This window comes from Marinomonas vaga (genome assembly GCF_055388305.1).
Genome location: NZ_AP043903.1, coordinates 3,337,542 through 3,358,552, shown reverse-complemented (window position 1 = coordinate 3,358,552; position 21,011 = coordinate 3,337,542). Strand labels below are relative to the sequence as shown.

23 protein-coding genes and 1 riboswitch are annotated in these 21,011 nt (G+C 46.2%); of the genes, 18 read left to right on the top strand and 5 right to left on the bottom strand.

What is annotated here, in order from left to right; genetic code table 11:
• The first annotated feature begins 3 nt into the window (after nucleotides 1-3).
• From ACZ5DR_RS15855 to ACZ5DR_RS15835, 5 genes are read left to right on the top strand one after another with little or no spacing between them, the layout of a single operon-like run.
• Complete coding sequence (locus ACZ5DR_RS15855; RefSeq protein WP_377367679.1) at nucleotides 4-237, top strand: BolA family protein; 234 nt, start codon at nucleotides 4-6, stop codon at nucleotides 235-237.
• A gap of 21 nt (nucleotides 238-258) precedes the next feature.
• On the top strand, nucleotides 259-1,521 hold the full coding sequence (gene murA / locus ACZ5DR_RS15850) for a UDP-N-acetylglucosamine 1-carboxyvinyltransferase (protein WP_377367681.1): 1,263 nt from the start codon (nucleotides 259-261) through the stop codon (nucleotides 1,519-1,521).
• Nucleotide 1,522: 1 nt separating this feature from the next.
• Complete coding sequence (gene hisG, locus ACZ5DR_RS15845) at nucleotides 1,523-2,161, top strand: ATP phosphoribosyltransferase (protein ID WP_377367683.1); 639 nt, start codon at nucleotides 1,523-1,525, stop codon at nucleotides 2,159-2,161.
• 3 nt (nucleotides 2,162-2,164) lie between these two features.
• Nucleotides 2,165-3,475, top strand: a complete 1,311-nt coding sequence (gene hisD / locus ACZ5DR_RS15840) for a histidinol dehydrogenase (RefSeq protein WP_377367685.1) — start codon at nucleotides 2,165-2,167, stop codon at nucleotides 3,473-3,475.
• Between the two features lie 11 nt (nucleotides 3,476-3,486).
• Nucleotides 3,487-4,020 (top strand): SRPBCC family protein, encoded by a 534-nt coding sequence (locus ACZ5DR_RS15835; RefSeq protein ID WP_377367687.1) that lies wholly within the window; start codon nucleotides 3,487-3,489, stop codon nucleotides 4,018-4,020.
• Nucleotides 4,021-4,029: 9 nt separating this feature from the next.
• On the opposite strand, the gene ACZ5DR_RS15830 is transcribed toward ACZ5DR_RS15835, so the two are convergent.
• The gene (locus tag ACZ5DR_RS15830) at nucleotides 4,030-5,079 is read right to left on the bottom strand and encodes a S1C family serine protease (protein ID WP_377367689.1); all 1,050 of its coding nucleotides are present in this window, start codon (nucleotides 5,077-5,079) and stop codon (nucleotides 4,030-4,032) included.
• 14 nt (nucleotides 5,080-5,093) lie between these two features.
• Between ACZ5DR_RS15830 and ACZ5DR_RS15825 the strand changes: the two genes are divergently transcribed.
• Complete coding sequence (locus ACZ5DR_RS15825) at nucleotides 5,094-5,855, top strand: Nif3-like dinuclear metal center hexameric protein (RefSeq protein ID WP_377367691.1); 762 nt, start codon at nucleotides 5,094-5,096, stop codon at nucleotides 5,853-5,855.
• Nucleotides 5,856-5,928: 73 nt separating this feature from the next.
• Here the strand turns inward: ACZ5DR_RS15825 and ACZ5DR_RS15820 are convergent, their stop codons facing one another.
• On the bottom strand, nucleotides 5,929-6,366 hold the full coding sequence (locus tag ACZ5DR_RS15820) for a ZapG family protein (protein ID WP_377367693.1): 438 nt from the start codon (nucleotides 6,364-6,366) through the stop codon (nucleotides 5,929-5,931).
• 130 nt (nucleotides 6,367-6,496) lie between these two features.
• Here ACZ5DR_RS15820 and zapE point away from each other — a divergent pair, with 130 nt between their 5' ends.
• From zapE to ACZ5DR_RS15795, 5 genes are all read left to right on the top strand, one after another.
• The gene (gene zapE, locus ACZ5DR_RS15815) at nucleotides 6,497-7,606 is read left to right on the top strand and encodes a cell division protein ZapE (protein ID WP_377367695.1); all 1,110 of its coding nucleotides are present in this window, start codon (nucleotides 6,497-6,499) and stop codon (nucleotides 7,604-7,606) included.
• Nucleotides 7,607-7,761: 155 nt separating this feature from the next.
• Entirely contained in the window at nucleotides 7,762-8,190 is a 429-nt protein-coding gene (gene rplM / locus ACZ5DR_RS15810) for a 50S ribosomal protein L13 (protein WP_377367697.1), read from the top strand.
• 15 nt (nucleotides 8,191-8,205) lie between these two features.
• Nucleotides 8,206-8,598: a 30S ribosomal protein S9 gene (gene rpsI, locus ACZ5DR_RS15805; protein ID WP_377367699.1), complete on the top strand. Its 393-nt coding sequence runs from the start codon at nucleotides 8,206-8,208 to the stop codon at nucleotides 8,596-8,598.
• A 383-nt stretch (nucleotides 8,599-8,981) separates the two neighbouring features.
• A complete protein-coding gene (locus tag ACZ5DR_RS15800; protein ID WP_452600457.1) occupies nucleotides 8,982-9,614 on the top strand; it encodes a glutathione S-transferase N-terminal domain-containing protein in 633 nt (210 codons plus the stop codon).
• A 63-nt stretch (nucleotides 9,615-9,677) separates the two neighbouring features.
• Complete coding sequence (locus ACZ5DR_RS15795) at nucleotides 9,678-10,070, top strand: ClpXP protease specificity-enhancing factor (RefSeq protein ID WP_377367700.1); 393 nt, start codon at nucleotides 9,678-9,680, stop codon at nucleotides 10,068-10,070.
• Between the two features lie 4 nt (nucleotides 10,071-10,074).
• On the opposite strand, the gene ACZ5DR_RS15790 is transcribed toward ACZ5DR_RS15795, so the two are convergent.
• From ACZ5DR_RS15790 to ACZ5DR_RS15780, 3 genes are read right to left on the bottom strand one after another with little or no spacing between them, the layout of a single operon-like run.
• Nucleotides 10,075-10,668 carry an SIS domain-containing protein gene (locus tag ACZ5DR_RS15790; protein ID WP_377367702.1) on the bottom strand — a complete coding sequence of 198 codons (594 nt, stop codon included), beginning with the start codon at nucleotides 10,666-10,668 and terminating at the stop codon, nucleotides 10,075-10,077.
• 13 nt (nucleotides 10,669-10,681) lie between these two features.
• Nucleotides 10,682-11,053, bottom strand: a complete 372-nt coding sequence (locus ACZ5DR_RS15785) for a YraN family protein (RefSeq protein ID WP_377367704.1) — start codon at nucleotides 11,051-11,053, stop codon at nucleotides 10,682-10,684.
• On the bottom strand, nucleotides 11,013-12,848 hold the full coding sequence (locus ACZ5DR_RS15780; RefSeq protein WP_377367706.1) for a penicillin-binding protein activator: 1,836 nt from the start codon (nucleotides 12,846-12,848) through the stop codon (nucleotides 11,013-11,015). Before ACZ5DR_RS15780 ends, ACZ5DR_RS15785 begins: the two co-directional genes overlap by 41 nt.
• Nucleotides 12,849-12,881: 33 nt before the next feature.
• On the opposite strand from ACZ5DR_RS15780, the gene rsmI reads away from it, so the two are divergent.
• The 7 genes from rsmI to ACZ5DR_RS15745 all read left to right on the top strand — a co-directional run bounded on the left by rsmI (nucleotide 12,882) and on the right by ACZ5DR_RS15745 (nucleotide 20,980).
• Nucleotides 12,882-13,736: a 16S rRNA (cytidine(1402)-2'-O)-methyltransferase gene (gene rsmI, locus ACZ5DR_RS15775; protein WP_377367708.1), complete on the top strand. Its 855-nt coding sequence runs from the start codon at nucleotides 12,882-12,884 to the stop codon at nucleotides 13,734-13,736.
• 63 nt (nucleotides 13,737-13,799) lie between these two features.
• A riboswitch (TPP riboswitch) is annotated at nucleotides 13,800-13,904 on the top strand.
• Between the two features lie 130 nt (nucleotides 13,905-14,034).
• Nucleotides 14,035-15,990 carry a phosphomethylpyrimidine synthase ThiC gene (thiC, locus tag ACZ5DR_RS15770; RefSeq protein WP_377367710.1) on the top strand — a complete coding sequence of 652 codons (1,956 nt, stop codon included), beginning with the start codon at nucleotides 14,035-14,037 and terminating at the stop codon, nucleotides 15,988-15,990.
• Entirely contained in the window at nucleotides 15,991-17,154 is a 1,164-nt protein-coding gene (thiE, locus tag ACZ5DR_RS15765; protein WP_377367712.1) for a thiamine phosphate synthase, read from the top strand.
• Nucleotides 17,135-17,332, top strand: a complete 198-nt coding sequence (gene thiS / locus ACZ5DR_RS15760) for a sulfur carrier protein ThiS (RefSeq protein WP_377367714.1) — start codon at nucleotides 17,135-17,137, stop codon at nucleotides 17,330-17,332. Before thiE ends, thiS begins: the two co-directional genes overlap by 20 nt.
• Nucleotide 17,333: 1 nt before the next feature.
• A complete protein-coding gene (locus ACZ5DR_RS15755; RefSeq protein WP_377367716.1) occupies nucleotides 17,334-18,107 on the top strand; it encodes a thiazole synthase in 774 nt (257 codons plus the stop codon).
• Nucleotides 18,104-19,264, top strand: coding sequence for a 2-iminoacetate synthase ThiH (gene thiH, locus ACZ5DR_RS15750; protein WP_377367718.1), 1,161 nt, complete (start codon nucleotides 18,104-18,106; stop codon nucleotides 19,262-19,264). The genes ACZ5DR_RS15755 and thiH overlap by 4 nt, the downstream gene beginning before the upstream one ends.
• 150 nt (nucleotides 19,265-19,414) lie before the next feature.
• Entirely contained in the window at nucleotides 19,415-20,980 is a 1,566-nt protein-coding gene (locus ACZ5DR_RS15745) for an MFS transporter (RefSeq protein ID WP_377367720.1), read from the top strand.
• Nucleotides 20,981-21,011 lie beyond the last annotated feature (31 nt).

Below are 21,011 nucleotides of genomic sequence, written 5' to 3'. Positions count from 1 at the left end.
TTTGTGAACGCCTCCGAAGTTAAAGAGTTATTAGAGTCCAAAATCGAAGGTAGCCAAGTCATCGCTGAGGGCGAAGGCTGTAATTTTAAAATCACCGTTGTTGCTGATGCATTTGAAGGCTTAAACACAGTCAAGCGTCAGCAACTCATTTACTCTCACCTCCAAGATGCCATTTCAACTGGTGCCATCCATGCGGTAACGATGAAGACGTTAACGCCAGCACAGTTCGACAGCTAATAAAATCATAGAGAGAATTTAATGGATAAACTGCTTATTACTGGTGGCACGCCTCTAAATGGCGTTGTACGAGCATCAGGAGCGAAAAACGCAGCATTGCCTATTTTGGCGGCCACCTTGCTGACGAAAGACTTGATTACCATCAAAAATCTACCCCATCTACACGATATAACCACCATGCTTGAGCTATTGGGCTCCATGGGATGTGGCGTCGTAGTGGACGAGCGGATGAATGTTGAGTTGGATGTTTCCACTCTTGATAACTGTGAAGCGCCATACGAGCTAGTTAAAACCATGCGTGCTTCCATCCTTGTATTGGGGCCGTTAGTTGCTCATTTTGGTAAGGCGATTGTTTCGTTACCGGGTGGCTGTGCTATCGGTAGTCGTCCAGTGGATTTGCACCTTCGCGGCCTTGAAGCGATGGGGGCCAACATAGAAGTAGAGAATGGCAACATCGTGGCAACCGTGGACGGTCGCTTGAAAGGTGCGCGTATTTTCTTTGATAAGGTAACGGTAACTGGCACGGAAAACTTGCTAATGGCCGCTACTTTAGCGGAAGGTAAAACCATTCTTGAGAATGCTGCCCGTGAGCCGGAAGTGGTCGATCTAGCAGAGTGTCTTAATGCAATGGGCGCTAAGATTACCGGTCATGGTACAGATACCATTACCATTGAAGGGGTGGAAAGGCTGTCTGGAACGACTTACTCCGTAATGCCTGATCGTATCGAGACGGGGACATTCTTAGTGGCGGCTGCGATTACGGGTGGTAAGGTCAAGGTCATCGATACGGATGTTGAGAGCCTCGAAGCCGTATTGGCTAAGTTAGAAGAAGCGGGTGCGACTGTTACCACAGGGGAAGATTGGATTGAGCTTGATATGCAAGGTCGTCGCCCTAAAGCAGTGAATATCTCAACGGCACCATACCCAGCATTCCCTACGGATATGCAGGCACAGTTTGTTGCGCTAAATGCTGTGGCAGATGGCGTAGGCAGTGTTATTGAAAATATTTTTGAAAACCGTTTTATGCACGTAAATGAAATGGTGCGCATGGGGGCTGATATCGAAGTTAGCGGCAACACTGCTATTGTTCGAGGAAAAGACTCTCTAACGGGGGCCCCTGTTATGGCAACCGATTTACGTGCCTCTGCGTCCTTGGTGTTGTCGGCACTGGTGGCAAGCGGTGACACTAAGATTGATCGCATTTACCACATTGACCGTGGCTATGAATGTATTGAAGAAAAATTAGGCGCTTTGGGCGCTAAAATTTCAAGGGTTCTAAATTAACATGAGCGAGACCTTAACCATTGCCTTGTCAAAGGGGCGTATTTTAAAAGAAACACTCCCATTGCTGGAAAAGGCAAATATCTTTCCAGTAGAAGACATTAGTAAAAGCCGTAAGCTAATTTTCGATACCAACCATTCTCATATTAAGTTGGTGATTTTACGTGCAACGGATGTTCCTACTTATGTTGAGCATGGTGTGGCTGATTTTGGTGTGGCAGGTAAAGATGTGTTAATGGAAGCCACCACCAAAAATTTATATGAGTTGCTAGATCTTAAAATCGCCAAGTGTCGCTTAATGACCGCGGGTGTTACCGGAAAAGAACTGCCCCAACGACGCTTGAAGGTGGCTTCTAAGTTTACTAAAACAGCTAAGTCATACTTTGCTGAACAAGGTATTCAGGCAGATGTCATCAAGCTTTATGGTGCGATGGAGCTTGCTCCCATTATGGGCTTAGCAGATTTGATAGTGGATATCGTTGATACTGGTAATACCCTAAAGGCGAATGGCCTAGAGCCTCGAGATCACATTGCTGATATTAGTACACGATTAGTGGTGAATAAAGCGGCTTACAAAACCAAGTACCAGCATATTCAGCCCATTTTAGACATGCTAAGTGGTGCGGTTGAAGCGGGGGAGTAGTCCATGCAATTGAACATAAGACAGTTTTCTTCACAAGACACTGGATTCAAGACGGAGCTGAGTAAGCTTTTGTCATGGGAAAGTGTTTCCGATGCAACAGTACAGGAGCGAGTGGAAAGTATTGTTAATCGTATTCGCACTGAAGGCGATGATGCCTTAGTTGAATTAACCAATACTTTTGATCGTCGTGATGTGACCAATGCTTCGGAATTGGTGATCGAAGCGGATGAGTTGGCCGCTGCCGCTCAGCGTGTCGATAGCGCTATTGTGGATGCCCTAGAAAAAGCAGCTGCTCGCGTTAAGGCGTACCACAAGAAACAAAAACAAACCTCTTGGCAATACCAAGAAGAAGACGGCACCATCCTGGGTCAGCAAATCACTCCGCTCGATAGAGTGGGGGTGTATGTACCGGGCGGTAAAGCAGCTTACCCTTCTTCTGTGTTGATGAATGTTATGCCCGCTAAGGTAGCAGGTGTGGGTGAAATCGTAATGGTAGTGCCGACACCAGATGGTTTTGTGAATGATATTGTGTTGACAGCTGCCCACGTTGCAGGGGTCGATCGTGTGATTACCGTTGGTGGTGCGCAAGCTGTAGCTGCCTTGGCCTATGGTACTGACACAGTGCCTAGGGTCGATAAAATTGTCGGTCCAGGTAATATTTATGTGGCAACAGCCAAGCGTATGGTATTTGGTCAAGTGGGCATTGATATGATTGCTGGGCCATCAGAAATCTTGGTCGTAAGTGATGGCTTGTCTAACCCGGATTGGATCGCGATGGATTTGTTCTCACAAGCAGAACACGATGAAGATGCCCAGTCTATTTTGATCAGTACGGATCTTGAGTTCATCAAAGCGGTGAAAGCGTCTATGGAGCGATTGATCGATGACATGAGCCGTAAAGAGATTATCAAAACCTCTCTTGAGGGACGTGGTGCTTTGATTCATGTGGCTTCCAAAGAAGAAGCCATTGAGGTGGCCAATATCGTTGCGGCTGAGCATTTGGAATTGTCTGTAGAATCTCCAGAAGAGTGGGTAAAAGATATTCGCCATGCGGGTGCGATCTTTATGGGTCGTTATACACCAGAAGCATTGGGTGATTACTGTGCGGGTCCAAACCATGTCTTGCCAACTTCTGGGACAGCACGCTTTTCATCGCCTTTGGGGGTTTATGATTTCCAAAAACGGAGCTCTATCATTCATTGTTCCCATGAAGGTGCCAGCGAGCTAGCTAAAATTGCCTCACCTCTTGCCCGTGGTGAGTCTCTTGAAGCTCACGCATTATCCGCTGAGTTTCGTATTATTGATAAGCAATAACGAGGTAAACAGTGCAGCCTACTAAAGCACTTGTTTCTCTTCGCTATGTAACCCGCATCGCAGCCGTCATCATTTTGGTGATGGTTGCTGTGGGTTTTTTCTTGCCTTCAGATTACCGAATTGAGCGGTCTGTTGTGGTAAGTGAAGGGAACCAAACTGAGCTAAAAAGCAGATTGTTCAATGCTGAACGCTGGTCGGATTGGATGCTGATTCAATCGGGTCGCTTACAGCTAAGCAGTGTTCCTGTGAGTGATTTAGAGGGAGCGAAGTTTCAACTTGTCTACGATGAGGCGGATAAGCAAGGGGAAATTTTGGTTGGTACGGTGACTGATGACAGTGTCGCGTTTTTAGTGACGCCAAGCGCTTCAGTAAAGCCTGTTCCCAATGTCATCTACTTGCGCAATCGTCCCCAAGGGATTGAAGTAAGTTGGGTTATTGAGGGGGTTTTGGACGCTGGTTTTCTAAGCCCATATCTTGCTCTGCTTGCTAATTCTATTGCTGGCTCCAATTTAGAAGCCAGCCTTGCTCGTCTTACAGACTTTTAATCACTAAGGCTATGGGGTGTTTGTTTGCTGAATGGCAGGCAAACGCTCCACTAGTGCTTTGGTGATATAGCTCTGCCGTCCTCTTAGAGCCTTTATAGTTACCCTCTCTCCAGGCGTTAAGTCTGATACAAGTTGTTGTGCGTTATGGGCACTTAAGTTGCTCTGTTTCTCTATCGATATGATGATGTCTCCTGCTTTCATGCCAGCTTTTTCTGCAGGTCCATAAGGGGTGACTGAAGTGACAAGTAACCCTTTGGCAGAGGGAAGGTTTAAAGCCTGAGCGACTTGCTCATTATTTTCTTGTACTTGAACTCCCAAATACCCACGTACCACGCTGCCATGTTTAATGATGGCGTCCATGATTTTAATGGCGTCATTAATAGGAGTGGCAAAGCCAATGCCTTGGGAGCCGCCGGAGCTTGTGTATATAGCAGAACTGATGCCAATTAAATTGCCGGAAAGGTCAATTAAAGCACCGCCAGAGTTGCCTGGGTTGATGGCTGCATCGGTTTGGATGAAATTTTCATAGGGATTGAGACCTATGCTATCTCGACCTTTGGCACTGACAATGCCTGAGGTAACTGTTTGACCAATGCCGAAAGGATTGCCAATGGCGAGAATTTGGTCACCCACTCTTATGGTGCTGCTGTTGCCGATCTTAATCGGTGTTAGCTGATCTAGATCTGTCTTTAGTACGGCTAGATCACTGGCGGGGTCTGTACCGACAAGGGTAGCGCGCGCCTGTCGTCGATCATTTAAAGAAAGAATGATTTCTGAGGCACCCTGGATGACATGGTGGTTTGTCAGTATGTAGCCGTCTTTTGATATAATGACCCCAGATCCAAGGTTGGTAATAGTGTGCTGGTCGCCATTGCGGAATGGAGAAGCTTGGTTCGAAAAGGTATAAATATTTACCACTGAGCTAGAGGTAGATGCTACTGCGTCAGCAAAGGTTTGATTAGATTCTGTTTTATAAAATTGCCAAAAAAGTAGGACTGTTCCTAGCCAAAGCCCGAATAATCCCCAGATTAGACTATTGCGGCCGATAACAAATTTCATTGATAGGGGTGCCCATGAAAAAAAGTGAATTAGAAAGAAAGCTGACTGAGCTTTTTCGTCCAAATATATTTAAAGATTATGCGCCCAATGGCCTTCAAGTGGAAGGCAAACAAGAGATACGTAAGATTGTTACTGGTGTAACGGCGAGTATGGCGTTAATTGATGAGGCTATTGCTAGGCAAGCAGATGCGATTGTTGTTCATCATGGCTATTTCTGGAAAGGAGAAGCGCCTGAGATCGTGGGGATGAAATATCACCGCATCGCAACTCTAATTAAAAATGACGTAAATTTGTTCGGTTACCATCTACCAATGGATGCCCATCTTCAGGTGGGGAACAATGCTAACCTAGCGCGGGCGCTGGGTCTTCATTCGTTGCGGCCATTGGAAGTGGGTAAGCCTCTCGAAGAGTCTATTGGTGTCATCGGTGAGCTTGATGATGAGGTCTCTCCTGAGTTGTTTTCTCAGCGAGTGTCACAGGTGGTGGGGCGTGAGGTGTTGTTTGAAAATATTGGCGACCAAAATATAAGGGAAGTGGCCCTGTGTACCGGCGGCGCCCAAGGCTATATTGGCAAGGCAATCAGTGCTGGCGCTGATGTGTTTATTACGGGTGAGGTTTCAGAACAGACCATTCATATTGCTCGGGAAGAGGGGATCCATTTCTGTGCGGCAGGTCATCATGCAACAGAGTGCTTTGGTCCTCGAGCGTTAGCGGAATACATAAACGCGAATTGGGATGTGGAGTGCGAATTTGTTGATGTGCCGAATCCGGCGTAACAGATAAAAAGATCTTTTGTCGAAAATAAAAAAGGGACCTTTAGTCCCTTTTTTATTTGCTTATAGCACTCAGTTAGATTGTGCGTTTAGGCTCTTCAATGGTCTGGCGATGTAGGCCGTAATTCTCACTTAGCATGCCTTCGTCAGTTTGGCCTTTGGTGGCGTAGTCTCGCGGCGGTGCAGAGAGGCTCTCAGTGGTTGATTCAGGCTCTGCTTCTGGCTTAGTAAATTCCACTGTGCTGAGTGAGCTCGCACCTTCGTTAAGGGTTTTGCGAACGTCCGCTAGCTTCTTCTCTACACCCTGTAAATGATTGTTAAGTTGTAAAAAATGATCGTCTGCTAACACTTGTCTACGTTCAAGCTCATTTTGCAGTGCTTCAATGGTCGCGCCGGTTGACTGATGCTTAGCCATTGCGCCTTTTTTGCCCAGTGCACGAAAGATAAGTGCCGCTGCAAAACCTAAGATGATTCCTGTAACAAAGACGATGATATCGAATACTTCTAGTTCCATGGTTTACTCCCCAAGACATCTGTCCGCATTATAGCGGAAATACCGCAACGGAAATATAGTGAATAGTGAGGTTTCTGTATCATTTTGGTAAGATGTGTTCCTCAACTATGCAATGGTGTATTCGCAGACAATGACCCCTCTATCCCGATATCAAGAAGACCTTAAGCGTTCTGACTTTAATTACGATCCAGCCCAAGAAGAAGCCGTAATGGCGTTGCAGGACTTATTTGATCGTTTGGTTGCACGATCCAATAACCCGCCAAAGGCTGAAAAATCTTTGTTTGGCTTCTTAAAGAAGAAAAAAGCAGAAATAGACGTGGAAACCGGGTTGTACTTCTGGGGAGGTGTTGGTCGCGGCAAAACCTACCTAATGGATACGTTTTTTGAGTGCTTGCCGATGGAGCGTAAGTTACGTTTGCACTTCCACCGGTTTATGCAAATGGTGCATCAGGAGTTACGTCAACTAAAAGACACTAAGAATCCATTGGAGATTGTTGCTAAACAAATTTCTGCTAAGGCGGAAGTGTTGTGCTTCGATGAATTTTTCGTAACGGATATTACGGATGCCATGATTTTGGCCGGTTTGCTTGAGCATTTGTTTATGAATGGTACGGCGTTGGTGGCTACATCTAATATAGAGCCTGATGGTCTGTACAAGAATGGTTTGCAGCGTGCTCGCTTTTTACCTGCGATTGACTTGGTGAATAAGCACACTCATGTGATGAATGTGGATGGCGGGATCGATTACCGTTTACGTACACTTAAGCAAGCGAAGCTGTATCATTTTCCTTTGGGGCCAGAAGCAAATGAGTCATTGGAAGAGCGTTTTAATAGTCTTACGCCAAATAAAAATCTAGTGAAAGAGGGGGGATCAGTTGAGATCGAAGGTCGTAATATCCCGCTTTATAAGAGTTATGAAGATTTGGCCTGGTTTGACATTAAAGCTCTATGTGATGGTCCGCGTAGTCAGGTGGATTATATAGAGATTGCCAAGCTCTACTCCACCATCATCATTTCTGATCTACCTCAATTTGACTCTGCCCGTGATGATATGGCGCGTCGCTTTATCAACCTGATCGACGAGTTTTATGATCGTCATGTAAAAGTAATTATCTCTGCGGATGTCGCTATACCTGATATCTACACAGGGACGCGTTTGGCTTTTGAATATGATCGTACTGTCAGCCGACTGCTTGAAATGCAGTCGGAAGAGTACTTGATGCTTGAACATCGTCCTTAATAAAAGACTTTAGTTTTAGTTAGAACTTGGTTATAATTCGCGCGCTCCAAAAATGGAGTATGTGTACGTTATGGGATTTAAGTCCGCTTAACCCCATAACCAATAATAATAGGTATTGACATGCGCACTGCATGTAAATGGAAAAGGGTTTTTTAATGAAAACTTTTACTGCAAAACCTGCTGAAGTACGCCGCGACTGGTTCGTGGTTGATGCTGAAGGCAAAACTCTTGGTCGTTTGGCTACAGAAATTGCTCGCCGTCTACGTGGCAAGCATAAAGCAGAATACACTCCTCACGTTGACACTGGTGACTACATCGTTGTGATCAATGCTGAGAAAGTTCGTGTCACTGGCAACAAAGCTGCTGACAAGAACTACTACCGTCACACTGGTTACCCAGGTGGCCTACGTTCAATGAGCTTTGAAAAGCTGATTGACCATGCTCCAGAGCGTGTTCTTGAACTAGCTGTTAAAGGTATGTTGCCTAAAGGTCCTCTAGGCCGTGCAATGCACAAGAAAATGAAAGTGTATGCTGGTACTGAGCATCCACATGCCGCACAACAGCCACAAGAACTTAACATCTAATACGGGAAGGTCATTATGTCAGCTACTCAATACTACGGAACAGGTCGTCGTAAATCGTCTACTGCTCGTGTATTCCTAAAAGCGGGTTCTGGTAACCTAGTTGTTAACAACCGTTCTTTAGAGCAATACTTCGGTCGCGAAACTTCTTGCATGGTTGTTCGTCAGCCTCTTGAACTTGTTGAAGCAACTGAAAAATTCGACGTATACGTTACAGTTTCTGGTGGTGGTATCTCTGGTCAAGCAGGTGCCATTCGTCACGGTATTACTCGTGCGCTAATTCAATACGATGAGACTCTACGTCGTACTCTACGTTCTGCTGGTTACGTAACTCGTGACTCTCGTCAGGTTGAGCGTAAAAAAGTTGGTCTACGCAAAGCACGTCGTCGTCCACAATTCTCCAAGCGTTAATTTTTTACTTACGCTTCGAAATTTCAAAACGCCTGCTCAGTCAGGCGTTTTTTTATGCCTGAAATTAACCATTTTAATGATGCGGCTTATATAGGGTTCCTTGAGAATTGAAGCGCTTTTCACTGATGTGACGATTTTTTTTGTCTATATGAGAAGCTAAGTCTTTAAGAGGCTGAATTTTTGGGAATAAAAGTGTTATCATTCGTTGTTCACATAGGTGCGTTAATATGCCTAGCGTGGAAAGAATTCTGGTGTGAGGCTCCTTAACAAGAGCATCAATTCTGCCAAAATGTCCTCGCCTATTGGCAAGGAGCATTTCAAATTAGTTTGTAAAGTTAAATCCCTCTTCGGGGGGTTCGTTGTTTTTAATATAGGGGTTATACATGGGTGTTATTGCCAAGCGCTCTTCCATGACGTTCTTCTCTGATGGAGAAGATCATTACAGCCATCGCGTACGTATTGTACTGGCTGAAAAAGCGGTAACCGTAGACATTATTGATGTTGATCCTTTCAACAAGCCAGAGGAATTGGCGGATATAAACCCTTACAATGAGCTGCCTGCGTTAGTAGATCGCGAGTTAGTTTTGTATGAGCCAAATGTGATGATGGAGTACTTGGATGAGCGTTTTCCTCACCCACCTCTATTGCCTGTGTACCCAGTGGCACGTGCTGACAGCCGTTTGTACATGTACCGTATTCAGCGTGATTGGGCTAAGTTGGTTGACTTAATTTTGTCCAGCAAAGACAAAGAAGCGGTTGAGAATGCCCAGAAAGAGCTTCGTGAAAGCTTAATCAGTGTGTCTCCAATCTTCGAAGAAAAACCATACTTCATGAGTGAAGAGTTCACTATCGTTGATTGCTGTTTAGCTCCTATCTTATGGCGACTACCCGCTTTAGGTGTTGAGATTGAAAAATCTCAAGCAAAAGGCTTGTATAAGTACATGGATTTGGTATTTGAACGTGAGTCGTTCAAAGAGAGTTTGTCTGAAGCCGAACAAGAAATGCGTCTAGACTAATTGGACGTGATTAAATAAAAGGGGCTTATGCGCCCCTTTTTTTGTTTTTAGGAGTTGCGAAGTATGATCCCTAAACGTTCTTATTTGTTAAATGCCATTTACGAGTGGGTGGCAGATAATGACCAAACGCCTTATTTATTGGTTAATGCAGATTATCCAGGGGCGATCGTTCCCCGTGAATTCGTTCAGGACGGTCAAATAGTGCTGAACATCAGTATGAGTGCGGTGCGCCAGTTACACATGGATAAAGAGGGGGTGTCCTTTGAGGCGCGTTTCAGTGGCAAACCCATGCAAGTATTTGTACCCATCGGTGCCGCTATGGCTCTGTATGCCAAAGAAAGTGGCGATGGTTTGTCATTTCCACCAGAAGACTTTGAAGTCTCAGGGGATCCAGACCCAGAGCCAACGCCACCAGAGCCACCTAAAAAAGGCTTTACCTTAAAAGTGGTAAAATAAGTCTTTAATCTTCGTAGCCAAATAGCTGGCGTTCGAGCAAATCCACTAGGGTGTGAACGACAGTTGTTTGGCACTCTTGTACCCGTGCCGTTCCTGTTAAATTAATCTTAATTTCTGTGTCATCCCTTGATGTTAAAGAGGAGACGTTTTTGGCGTCTGGAGTCGTTAAGGCTACGATACTCATCTTGCGTTCATGGGCGGCTTGGATGGCCTGAATGATTGGGGATGTATTGCCTTTATTGGCCACAATAAAAAGCACATCACCTGGGTTACCAATGGCAGTAATTTGCTTCGAAAAAACATCGTGGTAACTGTCGTTGTGGGTGATAGCCAATAGGGTGTTACCGTTGCTGCTCAGAGATACGGCAGGTAGACCTGGGCGTTCACGATCCATGCGATCAATCAATAGTGTGCTGAAATACTGTGAAATGTAAGCCCCTGTGCCATTGCCTACAGCGATGACTTTGCCGCCACTGGCGATGCTGTTAAACAGTACTTTGGCAGCATGCTCAATAAAAGGAGGAAGGTTCTCCAGCGCATATTGCTGGGACTCAAAGCTTTGGGCAAATTGGGTGTAGATCGCTTCTTGATAATCCATGCTTGTTACTCAATTATACGGCCGGCATCCAGGTTATATGTTGTTCATCCAGGCTGCCATCAATGGCGATGACATCTATTTGGAACTGACTGCCAGATAAATGATGTTTCATTAACCAATATTGCGCCGTTTTTAAGCAGCGCTGGTACTTATGTTGGGTAATGCTTTCAGCGGCTTTGCCTCGTGAGGCGTTGGCCCGATAACGCACTTCAACGAACACATAGGTGTTGTGTTGACGCATGATCAAATCCACTTCTCCTACTCGAGAGTGGAAGTTTCTCTCTAAAGGTTGGTAACCCTGCTTGATCAAAAAGGCTTCGGCTAAGGCCTCAGCCTGTTGGCCATCAGCGTGTTTCCGATTCTTTAAGGTATTCCTCTTTAGCATCTACCAAGTTCCCTCTCTTGTACGTCACTATGTTAGGACGTCGATTGAAGATTCCTTCTTCATTCAATGTAATGATGCCGGTTTTGGCCGAGACTTTAGCCAAATTGACATTAATGAATAATGGCAGGCGGCTCGCAATCAGGTAGCTGTCATTACCCAACGCAGTCAAGCGCTGTAATACATAAGGGGTATTCGAAGTTTCTGATCCGTTACTCAGAACAGGGATTTCAGTAAAGACAATGCGTTCAATGTCTTCGTTTTTGGTGTTACGGCTTGGTTGACCATCATGTAAGGTCTGAGAGGCCAGCATTGGAATCTGATCTGCAAAGTAGAAATCCACCAAAGGTCGTATCTGCTTGGCATTATCTAGTTTCCCCGCATAATAGATGTAGTCCAAATCTTGGCGTGCACGGGAGGTGGTTTCTATAGACTGGCCAGTCCATTGGGTGATGGCTCTGATGCGTGCTTCACTTTCATCTATTTGTAATAGGGATTTAATGGCGCGTTGACGTCCTAAAGGTGTGTCTTCATAAGAGATGGTCTCTAGTACAGGGACATTTTGTTCCTCAGCAAGGCGTTGAAATTGGTCACTCTGACGCAGGGCCCAAGTATCCTGAGTTGACAAAATTGCAGCATATTTAGCTCCCTCTAATTTTGAGAAGGACATTAATTCTTTAATGTCGTCATCCACATTAAGAGAAAAATGGTAAAGGTTGTCCGTTACCCGAGTGATATCCAGCTGGTTTAAAGCAATGGTTGGAGTGTCTGTAATTAACCCTGGAAGACGCGCCACATTTTGCTTACGTAAGGGACCAATGATGATTTCCGCATCAGAGTCCAGTGCCGTTTGATAGGCATCTTCAAAATTTTCAAATTTATCCGTGTCAATGACGTGTACTTTTGGTCGTTCGCCAGTTGTCGCATAGTACTGTTGTAACATGCCGTTCAATATGGCCTGAGAGGCAGTTTCTAGCTCTTTACTCATGGGCAATAGCACGGCAAATGAGGTAGGAAGCTGCTCGTCAAGGGAGGCCATGATTTTGAAATCCAAGGGCGGGTTAGCACTTGCTGGGTGGGAGCTGTTACGACCACGCCATAAAGAGAAGGCTTGAAGTTGCTGATCTACCGTTAGATTTTGGTTGCGCAATATTCGGGAGATCTGTAGCCATCCAGACAACAAGGGCAGGTCGCTGGATTCTAAGTAGCCAATTTCGTTATCCGTCAGGTTTTGAATGGCGCTCCAAAGTTCTGTTTGATTTTCTTCCTGCTTTTCTGGCGGCACCATGGTGCTTAAGCGCACTCGGTCTCGGACCACATTTGGCCAGTTATCTAAAGATGCCATCACTAGTGCACGGGTTTCTAACAGTGCTATTTGATTTTTCGGCTGGTCTGCAACGGGTAAACGGCTTGCTTCGCCCAGCGCTGTTAAAGCGGGAATTGGAGTGTTTAGTGACGCCATGACACGTCCATAGAGCAATAAGCCTGAGAACTGCCCTGGAAAGCGTACTTCATTAACGTGATCTTCAAGGATCTGTTGCGCTTTCACGGATTGTTGGTCAATGACTAAAAGCTCAGCTGCGTGAAGGTAATAAGGGGCAGCCAGCTCTGGTGTGGCTTGTTGTTCAGCCTGCCAGAGAGCATAGCTTGCTGGGTTGTCAGTGGGAGCGTTGCTCTGCTCTAGTGCCGCGTTTGAGGCGGTGTTTTCCACTGGCATGTTGGTTTCGATAGCGCCACAACCGATTAACGACAACGTGACGATTGAAAGTGGTATGATACGGGATCTTAACAAACTCATATGCTCGCGATACTTAAGCCCAAAAGAGGAAACATGGTAACACAGACTGATAACGATGTGAGAGGAACCTTCTACATTGTCGCTACCCCTATTGGTAACCTAGAAGACTTTACCGATCGAGCTAAAAAAGTACTCACAGAAGTGGACTTCATTGCAGCGGAAGATACCCGTCACTCAAAGCGTTTGCTCAATCATTTTGGCATTGATACCAAGCTATTTGCGCTCCACGATCATAATGAAAGGGATAAGGCGAACTACATTGGTTCGTTGCTGGACGAAGGTAAAAATCTTGCCTTAGTGTCCGATGCGGGGACGCCTCTGATTTCTGATCCCGGCTACCATGTGGTGAATTTTTTGCGACAGCAAGGGCATAAAGTGGTACCAGTCCCTGGACCTTCAGCTTTGATAACTGCCTTATGTGCCTCGGGATTACCAACAGATCGTTTTAGCTTTGTGGGCTTTTTACCGGCTAAAAGTAAGTCCCGTCGGGACGAAATGTCCAGTTGGACACCGAGTCAAGGGACGGTCGTTTTTTATGAGTCTACCCATCGAATTCTTGATTGTTTAGTGGATCTTGAGGCCGTTTGGGGGGACCGCATTCAAGTGGCTTTAGCACGAGAAATCACTAAGACATTTGAAACTTTTTTGAGTGGGTCAGTGGCGGATATTCATCGTATTTTAACGGAAGATAGCAACCAAACCCGTGGTGAATTTGTCATAATGGTGTCTCTTCCTGAACAGGAAGAAGACAATTCAGAAGCCCTGAAAGTTCTTAAAGTCTTGCTTAAAGAGTTGCCTGTAAAGCAGGCGGCTGCTCTGGCTGCAGAGATCACTGGCGAGAAGAAAAATGCGCTTTATAAACAGGCGCTAGCTTTAAATGAATCCTAACAAGCTTACCAACTAAACTGCGTTAAGGGAGTTTACAGCACCCTTTAAACGCGTATACTGATGCCCAACTTGTCGGAGTGCCTTAACTGGCTGAGATCGCATTTTAATGCGGGATCCGCAGAACCTGATCAGGCTAATACCTGCGAAGGGAACAAGAAAGCCTCTTTTCTTTTCTGCTGAAATTGCGCTGTATTTGGAAAACCATTGGTTTTTTCTTCGCTAACAGCCACACGTACGTGGAAGTACGTGTCCTCCTGACAAGCATTTTTTCCATTACAATAATGACGGGAATCTGCTTATGTCGACTGCAAAACCTAATAAACAAACACGAGAACAAGCGCGTTTAGACGCCAAGGCCTTTATTGAGTCACTACAGGCTAAACCGTTCCCATCTTCCGAACGCATTTATGTTGAAGGCTCAAACCCTTCAATTCAGGTACCAATGCGTCAGATCAACCTAACTGATACCCCGATTGGCTCTGATCCTGACAACTTAACCTTTGAGCCGAACGAACCCATCTATGTTTACGATACAGCTGGCCCATATGCGGATCCGGCAGAAACCATTGATGTCCATAAAGGGATCAAAGCCTTGCGTCAGCAATGGATCGATTTACGCAATGACACCGAAGTGTTAGAAGGGGTAAGCTCACAGTTTGCGCAACAACGCTTAGCAAATGATGCTCTGGATACACTGCGCTTTAAGCAGCTGCCCACAGTACGTAAAGCCCAACAAGGACAATGTGTGACGCAAATTCACTACGCCCGTAAAGGAATTATCACCCCTGAGATGGAATACATCGCCATCCGTGAAAACCAAAACCTTCAGGCGATCAAAAGCGAGCTGTTGTTGAAGCAGCATCCTGGCCATAGCTTTGGTGCCAATATCCAAACAGAAATCACCCCTGAGTTTGTCCGTAAAGAAGTGGCGGAAGGGCGAGCCATTATTCCTGCGAACATTAACCACCCAGAAACTGAGCCGATGATTATTGGTCGTAATTTCTTGGTCAAGGTGAATGCCAACATTGGTAACTCCGCGGTGACGTCTTCCATTGAAGAAGAAGTCGAGAAATTGGTGTGGTCGACCCGTTGGGGTGCGGACACGGTGATGGATTTATCAACGGGTAAAAACATCCACGAAACCCGTGAATGGATCTTGCGTAACTCTCCAGTGCCGATTGGTACGGTCCCCATCTATCAAGCCCTAGAAAAGGTAGATGGTGTGGCCGAAGACCTTACTTGGGAAGTGTTCAGAGACACCTTGATTGAACAAGCGGAGCAAGGGGTAGATTACTTTACTATCCACTGTGGCGTCTTATTACGTTACGTGCCCATGACCGCTAAACGCCTAACGGGTATTGTGTCCCGCGGTGGTTCCATCATGGCGAAATGGTGCCTGGCCCATCATCAAGAAAACTTCTTATACACACGCTTTAAAGAAATCTGTGAGATTTGTGCCGCCTATGATGTGTCCCTTTCATTAGGGGATGGTTTACGTCCGGGTTCCATTATGGACGCCAATGACGAGGCTCAATTGTCCGAGCTGCGAACACTAGGTGAGCTGACCAAGATTGCTTGGGACTATGACGTTCAGGTCATGATCGAAGGCCCTGGCCACGTGCCCATGCAATTGATCAAAGAAAATATGGACTTGCAGCTTGAGCACTGTCACGAAGCGCCGTTTTACACCTTGGGGCCTCTGACTCAAGACATTGCGCCAGGTTATGACCATTTCACCTCTGGGATTGGTGCGGCGCAAATCGGTTGGTATGGCTGTGCCATGTTGTGCTATGTGACCCCTAAGGAACACTTGGGTTTGCCCAATAAAGAGGACGTAAAACAGGGGCTCATTACCTACAAGATCGCTGCCCACGCAGCCGATTTAGCAAAAGGCCATCCAGGTGCCCAAGTACGAGACAATGCGCTGTCTAAAGCCCGTTTTGAATTCCGCTGGGAAGACCAGTTTAACCTTGCTTTAGATCCAGAAACGGCCCGTGCTTATCACGATGAAACCCTGCCTCAGGCCTCTGGTAAAGTGGCGCACTTTTGTTCCATGTGTGGACCAAAATTCTGTTCTATGAAGATTACTCAAGAGGTACGGGACTACGCTGCTGGCCTTGAAAAAATCGAAGCAGTAGAGGTCACTGCCGAAGAAGGCATGCTGCAAATGTCTGAGCAATTCAAAGAGCTGGGCAGTGATGTGTATCTCACCACTGACAAATTGACCGCAGACCCTCTTGAGACAGAAAAGTAAATGAACACCACAGAGATGAAAACCATTGGTTTTGCCGATGTTGAGTTTAAATCTTCTGTCTTAGACAACACACGGCACCTTGGGTGTCGTGTGTTTCACGCCACCACAGAAGATACGATCATTCAGATGTGTCAAGCAGGGCTGACCCTCAACACAGGGGATAATGTGTGGCAATTTGTTCGCGAATCTCAGCCTTCGGAGTCTATTTATCAAGTTTGTTGCCAAGACAATAGGGTGGCTGTGCATATACCTAAAGGTGAATGTCCAAAAGGTGAAAATGTACAGTCAGTCGCTTTGTTCCATGCAGACAAGCTTACCAAGGTGAACCAAAACGATTTGGCGGTCGCCTTAGCGTGTTTTATTGAATTGGGATTTGACCCACTAGATGCCATGACCTTAGGTCTTGCTTGGATGACACAACAAGCAAGGGCTGCAGGGGCAGGTTGGCCTGAAGATCGTACTTGGTTTCCCACTACGCATTTTTCAGGGGATCATGTCATGGGCGAAGAGGCGGAATTTAGTCCGATTCGTAAAGACCTTTTCACTTTGTACCCTGTGGTGGATACAGTGGAATGGTTAGCCTTGGTTTTAGAGCAAGGGGTGACAACGGCCCAGTTACGCATCAAAGACCCAAATGATCCTGAGCTGAAAAGTAAAATCCAGCAAGCCATTGCCTTAGGTCAACAATATGGTGCCCAAGTCTTTATTAATGACTATTGGGAGCTGGCCATAGAGATGGGGGCTTTTGGCGTACATCTTGGTCAAGAAGACATTGAAGTGGCTGATTTAACGGCCATACAGGCGGCTGGTCTTAGGTTGGGTATCAGTACCCATGGTTATTTTGAAATCATGCGCGCATTTAACCTGAAGCCAAGCTACATCGCTCTTGGTCACATTTTTCCAACCGTTACCAAGGATATGCCCTCGCAACCTCAAGGAGTGATTCGTTTAGGTCAGTATGTGGCGTTGATTAAAGGGGCTTACCCTACGGTCGCGATCGGCGGAATCAGTGGCGAGCGTTTGCCAAAGGTAAAAGCAACGGGAGTCGATGCCATTGCGTTGGTCACAGCCATTACCCGTGCTTCTTCCCCTAAAGCAGCGACCCAGTCCTTACTTCAAGCTATGACAGAAAAAGGAGCGCCCCATGCAGCTTTATGTGAATGATGAGCCAGTTCAGTCAGACTCCGTCATCTTGTCAAATTTACTGGAGTGCTATGTCAAAGCGGATCAGCGAGTGGCTGTTGCCGTGAACCAAAACATCGTACCTCGTAGCCGGTGGTCTGAGTTTGTGTTGAATGAAAACGACCGCATCGACGTTTTTGAATCTATCGCTGGAGGCTAATATGTCTTTAACCATTGCAGATCATACCTTTTCGTCCCGTTTGTTTACGGGCACTGGTAAGTACGCTAACCAAGAGCAAATGGTGGCGTCTATTCTTGCTAGTGGCAGCGAAATGACCACCTTGTCCCTGCGCCGAATGGATCTTAAGAGTGGCACTGACAACATTCTAAAACCTTTACAAGCATTAGGTATTAAGCTCTTGCCTAATACTTCTGGTGCCCGTGATGCGAAAGAGGCCATCTATGCGGCCCAATTAGCCCGAGAAGCCTTGGAAACCCATTGGGTAAAGGTTGAGATTCATCCAGATCCTCGCTATCTCATGCCTGATCCGGTGGAAACCCTCAAGGCGGTAGAAGAATTGGTGCGCCTTGGCTTTGTTGTGATGCCTTATGTCCATGCGGATCCTGTGTTGTGTAAACGCTTAGAGGAAGTGGGGGCTCAATGTGTCATGCCTTTGGGGGCGCCAATTGGCTCTAATCAAGGGCTGGCGTCTAAGCCATTTCTCGACATCATTATTGAGCAAAGCAATGTACCTGTTATCGTGGATGCGGGTATTGGTGCGCCATCCCATGCGGCGGCGGCCTTAGAAGCGGGTGCGGATGCTGTGTTGGTGAATACCGCCATGGCTGTGGCCAGTGGGCCAGAAACCATGGGCAAAGCCTTTAAATTGGCCGTGGAAGCAGGGCGTCTAGCCTATGAATCTGGCACTGGGCAAGTGCTACAAACGGCGGAAGCTTCCAGCCCCTTTACTGAGTTTTTAAAGGAGCTGTCATGAGTGGCGCCATACGGGTGTTGCATCAAAGTCCAGCAGTCGAGGGGCATTTTAGTCAGCAGTTAGAGGCCCTTAATTGGCATGAGGTAGAGGCAAAGCATCTCAATGTCACCGAAGCCGATGTGCGCCGAGCGCTGGTGAAATCCAAGCGTGATATAAATGATTTTGCGGCATTAATTTCTCCTGCTGCAAAGCCCTTTATAAATGACATGTTGGCACAAAGTGAGCAGTTAACCCGTCAGCGTTTTGGTAATACGGTCAGTCTTTTCGCCCCTTTATATTTGTCTAATACCTGTGCCAATGAATGCACCTATTGTGGCTTCTCCATGAGTAACGCCATTAAACGTTTGACCCTCGATGAAGCACAAGTAGAGCGTGAGATAAAAGCCATTAAAGCTAAGGGCTTTGACCATATTTTGCTGGTGACAGGTGAGACCAAGAAAGTCTCAATGCCGTATTTTGAGCGCATGCTGCCTTTGTTTAAACCGGCATTTAGTCAACTTTCTATGGAAGTGCAGCCATTGGAGAGGGAAGAGTACGCGCAGCTTAAGACCCTGGGTTTGGATGGTGTGTTGGTCTATCAAGAAACCTACCGTCGAACCACCTATCTAGAACATCATCTGCGAGGTAATAAATCTGATTTTAACCATCGTTTGGATGCCCCAGATAGGATAGGGCAAGCAGGGGTTCATAAAATTGGACTTGGTGTGTTGCTGGGCTTGGATGATTGGCGAACGGACTCCATCATGATGGCCTATCATCTTAGACATCTGCAGAAGCGCTATTGGCGATCTCGGTTTAGCGTAGCGTTTCCAAGGATACGCCCCTGTGCTGGTGGTATAGAGCCAAAGTCTGTCATCTCTGACCTAGAGCTCATTCAACTGATCGCCGCATGGCGCTTATTCGATGCAGATTTGGAAATGAGCATTTCGACGCGGGAGTCACCTGAGTTTCGTAATCACGCAGCACGGATGGGGTTCACCACCATGAGTGCTGAGTCAAAAACTCAACCGGGAGGCTATGCGGACGATGCGAAAGAAGCTTTAGAGCAATTCGAAATCAGTGACGAACGCAGTGTCAAAGACATCGCTAATGCCATCCGCTCTCAGGGTCGAGAAGTGGTCTGGAAAGATTGGGACCCATCACTTAACCTCGCTTAATTTCTACCCGTGGGAGCCACACCCACGGGGCAAGCCTATCGCCCTATGAAGGTCGAAAGTTGACCGGCTAGCTTGGCTGCCCCCTATGCTTTGTGATAATAAAGTTAGTCCGCCCTAACAAAATTTTTATTACCTAGTATATGGATGTATATGGATCTGTTGAAAAAATGTGTGGGCTTATTTACCCACCTAGCGAAAGAAATGCGCTGGTCTTACGTGCCACCGCTGATGGTGTATTTTGCCTTTGGTGTATCTGGCTTCACCAGTATTATCGAAAGCTTTTATGTTAAACAAGAGCTTGCTTTAAGCGCTGATTTCCTTGCCGCTCTAAGTTTCTGGGTCATTATTCCGTGGTCGTTAAAAATCCCAATAGGGCATATGGTGGATTTGTTCTGGCGTTGGAAGTCTACTTTTGTCTTTATTGGCGCGGGCTTCATGACGGCCAGTATACTCATCATGGTGGGCCTAACGGGAAACCCCCAATGGATGACTGCCATCTGGAGTCTAGAAAAATGGTATATCCTAGGCGCACTGTTGGCACCTGTGGGTTTTGTGCTGCAGGACGTTGTGGCTGATGCCATGACCATTGAGGCGGTCCCCACAACGGATGAAAATGGCAATGAACTGCCTGAAGAGCAACTGCGGTATATGCATGTGACCATGCAGACCCTTGGCCGTATTGCCATCATGGGGGGGATCACCTTGGTCTCTGGTATAGGTGGTTGGCTTGCTTCTGTTTATTCCTATCACTGGATGTACACGATTTCATTAGTTGTGCCGCTTATTTCTGTTTCTGGTGTGTTCTTAGGCTTCTGGTTTAAAAACAAACAAGCAAAAGACCTCAGATTCAACGGTGTAGAAGAATCCCGTATCAAAGAGATCCTTCATGAGAGCCAGCAAAAGGTGACAGCTAACTGGTGGATTCTAGGAGGCAGTGCTGTTTATGTTGTGCTGGTGGTAGGTATCGGACTGTCTAGTTTTGCTCTAGATAAAGAAGTTGTCTTTATTGGCTCGTTAGCCATTATCGGCTTTCTAGTGAAAAAGCTCATACAAGATCTCCCTAAGGAAAAGCAGACTCAGCTAGTGGCAATGGCGTGTATTATCTTTGTATTCAGGGCAACACCCGCATCAGGAGCGGGTGCCTATTGGTGGCAAATTGATACGCTTGCTTTTGATGAATCCTTTATGGGGACCTTGAGTCAAATTGCTTCTGTGCTATCCATCATTGGCATGTTTATGCTCCGTGAATGGATGCAGAGTAGGCCCATGCATTATTTTGTGGTGTTTTTAAGCCTGATTGGTTTTGTGTTATCTCTGCCAACGATTGGTATGTACTATGGTTTACATGAATGGACTGCGGCAAATTTGGGGTTTGGTGCTAAAACAATTGCTATTATTGATACGGTAGCAGGGTCACCTTTTGGACAGGTAGCCATGATTCCGCTGCTTGCCTGGATTGCTCAAGAAGCACCAAAGCATTTAAAGGCAACGTACTTTGCAGTTATGGCGGGCTTTACAAACCTTACACTCTCTGCGTCCAGCTTGGGAACGAAATACCTGAATCAAATATTTACGGTGACCCGGGAAGTGCGGGAAAATGGCGTGGTCATTGTCTCACAAGATTACAGTGAGGTAGGTAGCTTGATGATCACAGTGGCGATCTTATCTTTGGTGATACCTATCTTAGTGGTTTACTTGCTGCGCAAAAAAATATAGCCCTGACTCTATTAAAGTAGACGAGCTGTTT

Bases quoted from the DNA above. Each gene is read 5' to 3' on its own strand.
- murA (WP_377367681.1), top strand. From the start codon at position 259: ATGGATAAACTGCTTATTACTGGTGGCACGCCTCTAAATGGCGTTGTA.
- hisG (WP_377367683.1), top strand. From the start codon at position 1,523: ATGAGCGAGACCTTAACCATTGCCTTGTCAAAGGGGCGTATTTTAAAA.
- hisD (WP_377367685.1), top strand. From the start codon at position 2,165: ATGCAATTGAACATAAGACAGTTTTCTTCACAAGACACTGGATTCAAG.
- ACZ5DR_RS15830 (WP_377367689.1), bottom strand. From the start codon at position 5,079: ATGAAATTTGTTATCGGCCGCAATAGTCTAATCTGGGGATTATTCGGG.
- ACZ5DR_RS15825 (WP_377367691.1), top strand. From the start codon at position 5,094: ATGAAAAAAAGTGAATTAGAAAGAAAGCTGACTGAGCTTTTTCGTCCA.
- ACZ5DR_RS15820 (WP_377367693.1), bottom strand. From the start codon at position 6,366: ATGGAACTAGAAGTATTCGATATCATCGTCTTTGTTACAGGAATCATC.
- zapE (WP_377367695.1), top strand. From the start codon at position 6,497: ATGACCCCTCTATCCCGATATCAAGAAGACCTTAAGCGTTCTGACTTT.
- rplM (WP_377367697.1), top strand. From the start codon at position 7,762: ATGAAAACTTTTACTGCAAAACCTGCTGAAGTACGCCGCGACTGGTTC.
- rpsI (WP_377367699.1), top strand. From the start codon at position 8,206: ATGTCAGCTACTCAATACTACGGAACAGGTCGTCGTAAATCGTCTACT.
- ACZ5DR_RS15800 (WP_452600457.1), top strand. From the start codon at position 8,982: ATGGGTGTTATTGCCAAGCGCTCTTCCATGACGTTCTTCTCTGATGGA.
- ACZ5DR_RS15795 (WP_377367700.1), top strand. From the start codon at position 9,678: ATGATCCCTAAACGTTCTTATTTGTTAAATGCCATTTACGAGTGGGTG.
- ACZ5DR_RS15790 (WP_377367702.1), bottom strand. From the start codon at position 10,668: ATGGATTATCAAGAAGCGATCTACACCCAATTTGCCCAAAGCTTTGAG.
- ACZ5DR_RS15785 (WP_377367704.1), bottom strand. From the start codon at position 11,053: ATGCTAAAGAGGAATACCTTAAAGAATCGGAAACACGCTGATGGCCAA.
- ACZ5DR_RS15780 (WP_377367706.1), bottom strand. From the start codon at position 12,848: ATGAGTTTGTTAAGATCCCGTATCATACCACTTTCAATCGTCACGTTG.
- rsmI (WP_377367708.1), top strand. From the start codon at position 12,882: ATGGTAACACAGACTGATAACGATGTGAGAGGAACCTTCTACATTGTC.
- thiC (WP_377367710.1), top strand. From the start codon at position 14,035: ATGTCGACTGCAAAACCTAATAAACAAACACGAGAACAAGCGCGTTTA.
- thiE (WP_377367712.1), top strand. From the start codon at position 15,991: ATGAACACCACAGAGATGAAAACCATTGGTTTTGCCGATGTTGAGTTT.
- thiS (WP_377367714.1), top strand. From the start codon at position 17,135: ATGCAGCTTTATGTGAATGATGAGCCAGTTCAGTCAGACTCCGTCATC.
- ACZ5DR_RS15755 (WP_377367716.1), top strand. From the start codon at position 17,334: ATGTCTTTAACCATTGCAGATCATACCTTTTCGTCCCGTTTGTTTACG.
- thiH (WP_377367718.1), top strand. From the start codon at position 18,104: ATGAGTGGCGCCATACGGGTGTTGCATCAAAGTCCAGCAGTCGAGGGG.
- ACZ5DR_RS15745 (WP_377367720.1), top strand. From the start codon at position 19,415: ATGGATCTGTTGAAAAAATGTGTGGGCTTATTTACCCACCTAGCGAAA.